Raw genomic sequence first — 7,988 nt, 5'->3', positions numbered from 1 at the left:
GGGGATCCGCTTCGATTGACCTGCCCCCGGTTTTAGTCCGAACTGCAGTTAGAGTCCGAGGTTAAAAACTGCTGCTTTGCATCGTGCGCCCGCGCGAACTGCACCGGCGTCAGATAGCCGAGTGAACTATGAGGCCGCTCGGTGTTGTACTCGATACGCCATTCCTCAATCAGCCGCTTGGCGTGGCGCATTGAGACGAACCAGTGCTCGTTCAGGCATTCATCGCGGAACCGCCCGTTGAAGCTCTCGATATAGGCATTCTCCACCGGCTTGCCAGGCCGAATGAACGACAGCGTGACACCGGCTTCGTAGGCCCATGCATCCAGCACCTTACCAGCGAACTCCGGCCCGTTGTCGACCGTGATGGATGCGGGTAAGCCTCGCATCTCCTTGAGCCGCTCGAGCACTTGCTGCACTCGTAGGCCCGGCAGCGAAGTATCGACCTCGATGGCCAAGCACTCGCGCGTGTAGTCGTCGACCACGTTCAGGCATCGAAACCGCCGACCATAGGCCAGCCCGTCAGAAACGAAGTCCATCGACCAGCTCTGATTCGGGCCTGTTGCTAACGGCAGCGGCGTGCGCTCGACAGCCGCAATACGCTTGCGTCGCCGCTTGCGCACGCTCAGCCCCGCCTTGCTGTACAGGCGCCAGATGCGCTTGTGGTTGGCGAAGCAGCCATCCCGCTGCAACAGCACGTGAATCCGGCGATAGCCGTAGCGGCGCCTCTGCGCGGCGATGGCCATCATCCGGCCAGTCAGCGCTTCGTCATCAACTCGGCGGCGTGATTCGTAGTGGAACAGCGAGCGCGAAATCCCTACCAGCCCGCAGGCCCGGGTAACACCCATGGCACGTTCGGTCATCAATATCCGGACCGCTTCGCGCTTGGCCTGCGGGCTTGCTACTTTCGAGCCAGCAGGTCCTTCAGCGCGGCGTTGTCGAGCATCGATTCGGCTAACAGTCGCTTGAGCTTGCTGTTCTCCTGCTCCAGTTCCTTCAGGCGCTGCGCTTCGGAGACCGTCATCCCGCCGAACTTCGCTTTCCAGTTGTAGTAGGTCGCTTCCGAGATGCCGTACTTGCGACACAGCTCCGCCGGCTTCAGGCCAGCCTCGGCTTCCTTCAAGATGCCGATGATCTGTTCTTCGGTGAATCGCTTTTTCATTGCCGTTCCTCTCTGGAACGGACTCTACACCGTCACCGTACTAAACGCGGGGAGCAGGTCACGATCACAAAGCTCTTGATTCCTCTCGCGGCGGCCTCGGTCCGAACCGATTTCCACAGCGCACGGGCGACGCCCTGACCCATGTGATCGGGATGAACGAACAGCCATCCGGGCGTTGGCCGATCCGAATTCAACGATGCTCGGATCCAGAATCCGATGATCGACTCGCCTGATTCCGCGACGTAACCGATCGCCCCTTCGATCGTCTCCGGCGAGATCGTGAGATCGTCTTGCCACACGTCCAGCCATTCCTTCGGATAGCCCCAGTGCGCCTTCGAAAGGCGTGCCAGTCGTGTGAGTTCGTCCGCGTCCGCGGCACGCGCAGCACGCACGATAAATAGCTTGTGCATTTCGGCTCTCGTCATGGCGGACACCCCCTTGGTCGGCGTTTTCATGAGTGCATCATCCGGATCGTACGGTCTCATCGCCCGATCGACAGCCGACCCGCTCACCACAGCGTTGCGCGATGCCATTCAAATGCACACGCCCGGCGCGGCTATATGACCTGCGACGCATGTCCGGCGACGACGCGCCAGTGGGCGCCCGATCGACGCCAGAGGCGTGTATAGGCAAACGTGCCGGTGAATGCCGCGCCGTCGAAACGGCCGGCAAGAGCCGCTCGCGTCGTGGTGAGGATCATCTCGTCGACCGCGGATGCGCGCATTTCGATGACGTCGAGTGTGTCGAGACGCAAAAGCTTCACGCGATGCGCGGCCAGGTCGTCCTCTTTCGAGATGACCTGGCCGGTCGGGACTGTGAACACCAGATCGTCGTCCAGCAGCGCGTCGAGCGCTTCGACGTCGTTGGCCAGCATCGCCGCGCGGAGCGTGGTTTCGCTGGGTTCGATAACGGTACGGATTGCATCCTGTCAGGCCTCGCATCATTTCGGAGGGAAAGCGGCACGGGGGCGACAAACTCGGCCTATCGCGCATTCGACAGCGACTGACGCCGGACCAGCATCACCATGCAGATGCCGATCGACGCGATCAGGTTGACGGCCGGATAGAACGCGACCGCGACACTCCACGTGCTCAGTGCCAGCAACGCCAGCGCGTACTTGAGCACGCACAGCGCGAAATAGACGAGGCTCTCGCTCCACGGATCGCGGATCGTCTTGCGCACGGTCGGGCCGAGGCCGGCCAGCTCGATCAGCGTGACCAGGCAGATCGACACCGTCGGATCGTCGGTCAGCATCCACAGCGGAATGGCTGACAGTGCTGCACACAGGAACAGCCAGTCGAGGCCCGTCCAGCCGTGCTCGCCGCGAAACAGGCTGGTGATCAGCGTCAGAAAGCACGTGACGGCAATCGCCGCCGTGCACCATGCGGACGGGCCCGCGCCCGCGACGAACTGGCCGGCGGCCGCGATCGCCGTGACGACCGACCACACGAGCCACGTGAACAGATGCGGGCGAACGGTGCGCCGATAGATCGCGAGCCCGTAAGGAATCGCCGCCAGCAGCGACACGGCCGTTCCGATCACGCCGAAGATCGAAGCGGCGCTTTCATCGACATTCACCATCGACGCAACCTTGTTCGGATTGCCGATCAGTATGTGGTCAGACGGATCGGGACGCAACGTCCTGCGTTTTCCGCGGTGCGGTGAGCGCTACGCAGATTCGCACCGGAATGCGGAAGAAACAGGACTGGCGCGTATCGACCGCACATGACGAGACGCTCCGCATCCACCTAGCCAGTCAAGACTCCGCCTTCGCCGCATGCACGTCGCGCCGAAACGCACCGGGGCTCGTGCCTGTCCATTTCCGGAACGCGCGATGAAACGCGCTCGGCTCGGTGAAGCCAAGCTCGACCGCGATCTCCGCGACGCTGAGCGCGTGCCCGCGCAGCAGCGACTGGGCCAGCGCGCCGCGTAATTCGTCCTTGATCGCCGCGAAACTTTGCCCTTCGCTGCGCAAACGCCGCCGCAGCGTCGCGGGCGTCGTGTCGAGGCGCACGGCCAGCGTGTCGAAGTCGGGCCATTCGGCGGCCGGCAGCGCTTTCAGGTGCGCGCGCGTCTTCGCGACCCAGCCTGTGTCGTGTCGGTAGCGCACGAGGAGATTGCCGGGTGCGCCGCGCAGGAAGGTCCGCAGTGTCTGCTCCGAGCGGATCGTCGGCAGCGCGAGGTACGCGGCGTTGAACGCGAGCCGGCTGTCGGGCCGGTCGAAATGCACCGGGACGCCGAAGAACTGGTGATAGTCGCTGCGCTGGCCGAGGCTCGGGCACGCGAAATCGATGCGCTGCAGCGGGATGCGCCGGCCGATCAGCCAGCACGCGACGCCCAGCAGGATCAGCCAGAACGTCCGGTACGCGAACGCCGGGTACGGCGCGCCCGATTGCGCCAGCACGATCTGCGCCTGCCCGTCGGCCACCACGAGTTCGCCGTGCGGCTCGTCGAGCACCACACGCAGAAACTTCAGCGCGCGTCGCAGCGCCTTGTCGAGCGTGCCGGCATGCAGCACCGCGTGGCACAGCAGCGTGAAGCTGCCACGCCGCATCGGGCGCGCGGCAAGCCCGAAGAATTCGTCGTCGAGCGTACCGGCGATCGCGAGCCACAGCCGGCCGTACTGCTGCGGCGTGACGGGCTCGTGCACGGTGGCCGGCAGCCCGGCGGCACGCAGCACGGGCGCGGTCGGCAAGTCGCGCCGGCGCAGGCACGCGAGCGCATCGTCGACGAAATCCGGCGAAATCATCTGCGGCCCCATTTCCTGCGTCCTCTCGACATGGCAAAAGCGATCATGATTCTAGATTCCGTTTGTCATTGATTGCAATGTAGGGGCTGTCTACTATCGATGTATCCCCGTCGCGCCCCTGGCGCGTCGGCGGCCATAACGCACAGGAGACACGCATGCCTGAAGGAGCTACCGCCCGGGCGGTGCCGGCTTACGCCGACGCCGTGGCCCGTTTCAGTATCGAGACCGCTGCCGCGCAACTGAGCGGCGATCTGGAGCGCGGCCTGAACGCGTGTGTCGAATGTTGCGACCGGCACGCGAAGGCGGATGCGATCGCACTCGACTGGATCGACGCCGGCGGGCAGCACCACCGCTTTACGTTCGCGCAAATGCAGGCGTTGTCGGCCCGGGTCGCGAACCTGCTCGTCGCGCAGGGCGTGAAGCCGGGCGACGTGGTGGCCGGCCTGCTGCCGCGCACGCCGGAGCTCGTCGCGACGATCCTCGGCACGTGGCGCGCGGGCGCCGTGTACCAGCCGCTGTTTACCGCGTTCGGCCCGAAGGCGATCGAGCACCGGCTGCGCATGAGCGATGCGCGGCTCGTCGTGACCAACGTCGCGAATCGCGCGAAGCTCGACGAAATCGCCGATTGCCCGCTGGTCGCGACGGTACGCGAAGCAGGCGAGGCGCTGCCGGTGCGCGACATCGATTTCCGCGCGGCGCTCGACGCGCAGTCCGATACGTTCGAACCCGTGCTGCGCAAGGGATCCGACCTGTTCATGATGATGTCGACGTCGGGCACGACGGGCCTGCCGAAGGGCGTGCCGGTGCCGCTGTACGCGCTGCTCGCGTTCGGCGCGTACATGCGCGAAGCGGTCGACCTGCGTGCCGGCGACCGGTTCTGGAACATCGCCGATCCGGGCTGGGCGTACGGCCTCTATTACGCGATCACGGGCCCGCTGCTGCTCGGTCATGCGACGACGCTGTACGAGGGCAGCTTCACGGTCGACAGCACGTACGATGTGATCGACCGGCTCGGCATCACGAGCCTCGCGGGTTCGCCGACCGCATTCCGGATGCTGATGGCGGCCGGGACGGAAGCGGCCGCGCGCGTGAAGGGCCGGCTGCGCGTGGTGAGCAGCGCGGGCGAACCGTTGAACCCGGAGGTCGTGCGCTGGTTCCACGCGGCGCTCGGGGCGCCGATCCACGATCACTACGGCCAGACCGAGCTGGGCATGGTCGTGAACAACCATCACGGCCTCACGCACGTGGTGCACGTCGGTTCGGCCGGCTTCGCGATGCCGGGCTACCGTGTCGCGGTGCTCGACGAAGCGGGCCGCGAACTCGGCCCCGGCGAGCCCGGCAACCTCGCGATCGACATCGCGCGCTCGCCGCTGCTGTGGTTCCGCGGCTACTGGCAGCAGGACACGCCGGCGATCGCGGGCGGCTATTACCGGACCGGCGACAACGTGGAGCTGGAGCCGGACGGCGCCGTGAGCTTCATCGGCCGCGCGGACGACGTGATCACGTCGTCCGGCTACCGGATCGGCCCGTTCGACGTGGAGAGCGCGCTGATCGAGCATCCGGCCGTCAGCGAGGCCGCCGTGATCGGCGTGCCCGACCCGGAGCGCACGGAGATCGTGAAGGCGTTCGTCGTCCTGTCGAAGGGCTTCGACGGCACGCCGGAACTGGCCGAGGAATTGAGTCTGCACGTGAAGCGGCGGCTGTCCGCTCACGCTTATCCGCGCGCGATCGACTTCGTCGACGCGCTGCCGAAAACCCCGAGCGGCAAGATCCAGCGCTTCGTGTTGCGCAAGATGGAAGCCGAGAAGGTCGCTCAACCCTGAATACGGACTGCCAATGAATATCAAGGATCGCGTTTTTCTGATTACGGGCGCCGGTTCCGGCCTCGGCGCCGCGGTGGCGCGCATGGTCGTCGCGCAAGGCGGCAAGGCCATGCTGCTGGACGTCAATGACGAGGCGGGCGCGGGTCTCGCGAACGAACTCGGCGCGGCCGCACGGTTCGTGAAGACCGACGTGACGAGCGAAGCCGACGGTCAGGCGGCCGTCGCGGCCGCGCGCGACGCGTTCGGCCGCGTCGATGCGCTCGTCAACTGCGCGGGCGTCGCGCCGGGCGAGAAGGTCGTCGGCCGCGATGGCCCACACTCGCTCGACCGCTTCGCGCGGGCGGTGTCGATCAACCTCGTCGGCACGTTCAACATGATTCGGCTGGCTGCCGAAGCGATGTCGAAGCAGGACGCCGATGCGGAAGGCGAGCGCGGCGTGATCATCAACACCGCGTCGGTCGCGGCGTTTGATGGACAGATCGGACAGGCCGCGTATGCGGCGTCGAAGAGCGGCGTGGTGGGCATGACGCTGCCGATCGCGCGCGAACTCGCGCGCTTCGGCATTCGCGTCGTGACGGTCGCGCCCGGCATCTTCGCGACGCCGATGATGGCCGGCATGCCGCAGGACGTGCAGGACGCGCTCGGCAAGAGCGTGCCGTTTCCGCCGCGGCTCGGCCGCCCGGAAGAATTTGCGGCGCTGGTGCGCCACATCGCCGAGAACACGATGCTGAACGGCGAAGTCATCCGTCTCGATGGCGCGTTGCGCATGGCACCGCGCTGACACTGGAGGAAGCGAATCATGACGACTCAGGATCCGATCGTAATCGTGGGTGCGGCGCGCACGCCGATGGGTGGTTTTCAGGGCGACCTGGCGGCGGCGAGCGCGAGCGACCTTGGCGCGGTGGCGATTCGTGCCGCGCTCGAGCGCGCGAACGTGCCGGCCGAACGCATCGAGGAAATCGTGTTCGGCTGCGTGCTGCCGGCCGGCCAGGGCCAGGCGCCCGCGCGACAGGCCGGGCTGAAGGCCGGGCTGCCGCTCGCGGCGGGCGCGACCACGGTCAACAAGATGTGCGGTTCGGGGATGAAGGCGGCGATGTTCGCGCACGACCTGCTGCTGGCCGGTTCGGCGGCGGTGGCCGTGGCGGGCGGGATGGAGAGCATGACGAATGCGCCGTATCTGCTGCCGAAGGCGCGCGCGGGCATGCGCATGGGTCACGGACAGGTGCTCGATCACATGTTCCTCGACGGGCTCGAGGACGCGTATGAAAAGGGCCGCCTGATGGGCACCTTCGCCGAGGATTGCGCGCAGGCGTACCAGTTCACCCGCGAAGCGCAGGATGCGTTCGCGATTGCGTCGCTGACGCGGGCGCAGCGTGCGATCGCGGAAGGGCGTTTCGTGTCGGAAATCGCGCCGGTGACCGTGAAGGCCGGCAAGACGGAAAGCATCGTGTCGATCGACGAGCAGCCCGGCAAGGCGAAACTCGACAAGATCCCGACGCTGAAGCCGGCGTTTCGCGACGGCGGCACGGTGACGGCCGCGAACGCTTCGTCGATCTCGGACGGTGCGGCCGCGCTGGTGATGATGCGCCGCTCGGAAGCCGAGCGCCTCGGCCTCACGCCGAAGGCCGTGATCGTCGGGCATTCGACTCATGCGGACAAGCCCGGCCTGTTCGCGACCGCACCGATCGGCGCGTTGCGCAAGCTGTCGGAGAAAACCGGCTGGAACCTGCGCGACGTCGACCTGTTCGAGATCAACGAAGCGTTCGCGGTGGTGCCAATGGCCGCGATGCGCGACCTCGACCTGCCGCACGAGAAGGTGAACGTGCACGGCGGCGCGTGCGCGCTCGGGCATCCGATCGGCGCATCGGGTGCGCGCGTGATGGTGACGCTGCTGGCCGCGCTCGAAACGTATGGCCTGACGCGCGGCGTCGCATCGCTGTGCATCGGCGGCGGTGAAGCGACGGCGATTGCGATCGAGCGCATCGCGTAAGAAGTCGCGCATCGCATCGCATTGTTCGCACGCGCGAACGCGGCATCACGGGCGGCGCGTATTGCACGGGACATCCCCGTGTGATGCGCGCCGCCCGTTTTTATTCGATGGAAGCGTCGTATCGCGCTAAGGCTTCGCGTTCGGCGACACCGCGCCGCACGCGCGAATCACGAGCTGCACGACCTGCTCGGTTTTCTCGTCGAACGCCTTCTTCGTGAACGCGCGCTTGCCGCTCAGCGCGCGAATCTGCGCATTTTCGTATAACTT

Annotated in this window: 8 protein-coding genes and 1 pseudogene; 3 read left to right on the top strand and 6 right to left on the bottom strand. The window is 66.2% G+C overall.

Features of this window, described 5'->3' with window-relative positions:
- Window positions 1-32: 32 nt before the first annotated feature.
- The 5 genes from JMF90_RS14130 to JMF90_RS14110 all read right to left on the bottom strand — a co-directional run bounded on the left by JMF90_RS14130 (window position 33) and on the right by JMF90_RS14110 (window position 3,920).
- Window positions 33-1,159, bottom strand: a protein-coding gene (locus JMF90_RS14130; protein WP_201317491.1) for an IS3 family transposase whose coding sequence is annotated in 2 segments (ribosomal slippage) — window positions 33-919 and window positions 919-1,159 — 1,128 coding nt in all. Because the reading frame shifts where the segments join, the coding sequence is not laid out codon by codon here.
- A gap of 32 nt (window positions 1,160-1,191) precedes the next feature.
- Complete coding sequence (locus JMF90_RS14125) at window positions 1,192-1,584, bottom strand: GNAT family N-acetyltransferase (protein WP_268905949.1); 393 nt, start codon at window positions 1,582-1,584, stop codon at window positions 1,192-1,194.
- A 131-nt stretch (window positions 1,585-1,715) separates the two neighbouring features.
- Complete coding sequence (locus tag JMF90_RS14120) at window positions 1,716-2,033, bottom strand: nuclear transport factor 2 family protein (protein WP_201317490.1); 318 nt, start codon at window positions 2,031-2,033, stop codon at window positions 1,716-1,718.
- Between the two features lie 107 nt (window positions 2,034-2,140).
- Window positions 2,141-2,740: a hypothetical protein gene (locus JMF90_RS14115; protein ID WP_201317489.1), complete on the bottom strand. Its 600-nt coding sequence runs from the start codon at window positions 2,738-2,740 to the stop codon at window positions 2,141-2,143.
- Window positions 2,741-2,915: 175 nt separating this feature from the next.
- Entirely contained in the window at window positions 2,916-3,920 is a 1,005-nt protein-coding gene (locus JMF90_RS14110; RefSeq protein WP_201317488.1) for an AraC family transcriptional regulator, read from the bottom strand.
- Between the two features lie 143 nt (window positions 3,921-4,063).
- On the opposite strand from JMF90_RS14110, the gene JMF90_RS14105 reads away from it, so the two are divergent.
- From JMF90_RS14105 to JMF90_RS14095, 3 genes are read left to right on the top strand one after another with little or no spacing between them, the layout of a single operon-like run.
- Window positions 4,064-5,731: an acyl-CoA synthetase gene (locus JMF90_RS14105; protein ID WP_201317487.1), complete on the top strand. Its 1,668-nt coding sequence runs from the start codon at window positions 4,064-4,066 to the stop codon at window positions 5,729-5,731.
- Between the two features lie 13 nt (window positions 5,732-5,744).
- On the top strand, window positions 5,745-6,512 hold the full coding sequence (locus JMF90_RS14100; protein ID WP_201317486.1) for a 3-hydroxyacyl-CoA dehydrogenase: 768 nt from the start codon (window positions 5,745-5,747) through the stop codon (window positions 6,510-6,512).
- A gap of 18 nt (window positions 6,513-6,530) precedes the next feature.
- Entirely contained in the window at window positions 6,531-7,721 is a 1,191-nt protein-coding gene (locus JMF90_RS14095) for an acetyl-CoA C-acyltransferase (protein ID WP_201317485.1), read from the top strand.
- A gap of 126 nt (window positions 7,722-7,847) precedes the next feature.
- On the opposite strand, the pseudogene JMF90_RS14090 reads toward JMF90_RS14095, so the two are convergent.
- Window positions 7,848-7,988, bottom strand: a pseudogene (locus JMF90_RS14090) (TetR family transcriptional regulator C-terminal domain-containing protein); the annotation flags it as partial.

It is taken from the genome of Burkholderia sp. E168m23, assembly GCF_016586125.1.
Taxonomy (GTDB): Bacteria; Pseudomonadota; Gammaproteobacteria; order Burkholderiales; family Burkholderiaceae; genus Burkholderia; species Burkholderia orbicola.
This window is presented reverse-complemented; position numbering and strand designations above follow the sequence as displayed.

Coding starts and splice junctions, on each gene's coding strand:
- JMF90_RS14095 (WP_201317485.1), top strand. CDS start 6,531: ATGACGACTCAGGATCCGATCGTAATCGTGGGTGCGGCGCGCACGCCG.
- JMF90_RS14105 (WP_201317487.1), top strand. CDS start 4,064: ATGCCTGAAGGAGCTACCGCCCGGGCGGTGCCGGCTTACGCCGACGCC.
- JMF90_RS14110 (WP_201317488.1), bottom strand. CDS start 3,920: ATGGGGCCGCAGATGATTTCGCCGGATTTCGTCGACGATGCGCTCGCG.
- JMF90_RS14115 (WP_201317489.1), bottom strand. CDS start 2,740: ATGGTGAATGTCGATGAAAGCGCCGCTTCGATCTTCGGCGTGATCGGA.
- JMF90_RS14120 (WP_201317490.1), bottom strand. CDS start 2,033: ATGCTGGCCAACGACGTCGAAGCGCTCGACGCGCTGCTGGACGACGAT.
- JMF90_RS14100 (WP_201317486.1), top strand. CDS start 5,745: ATGAATATCAAGGATCGCGTTTTTCTGATTACGGGCGCCGGTTCCGGC.
- JMF90_RS14125 (WP_268905949.1), bottom strand. CDS start 1,584: ATGACGAGAGCCGAAATGCACAAGCTATTTATCGTGCGTGCTGCGCGT.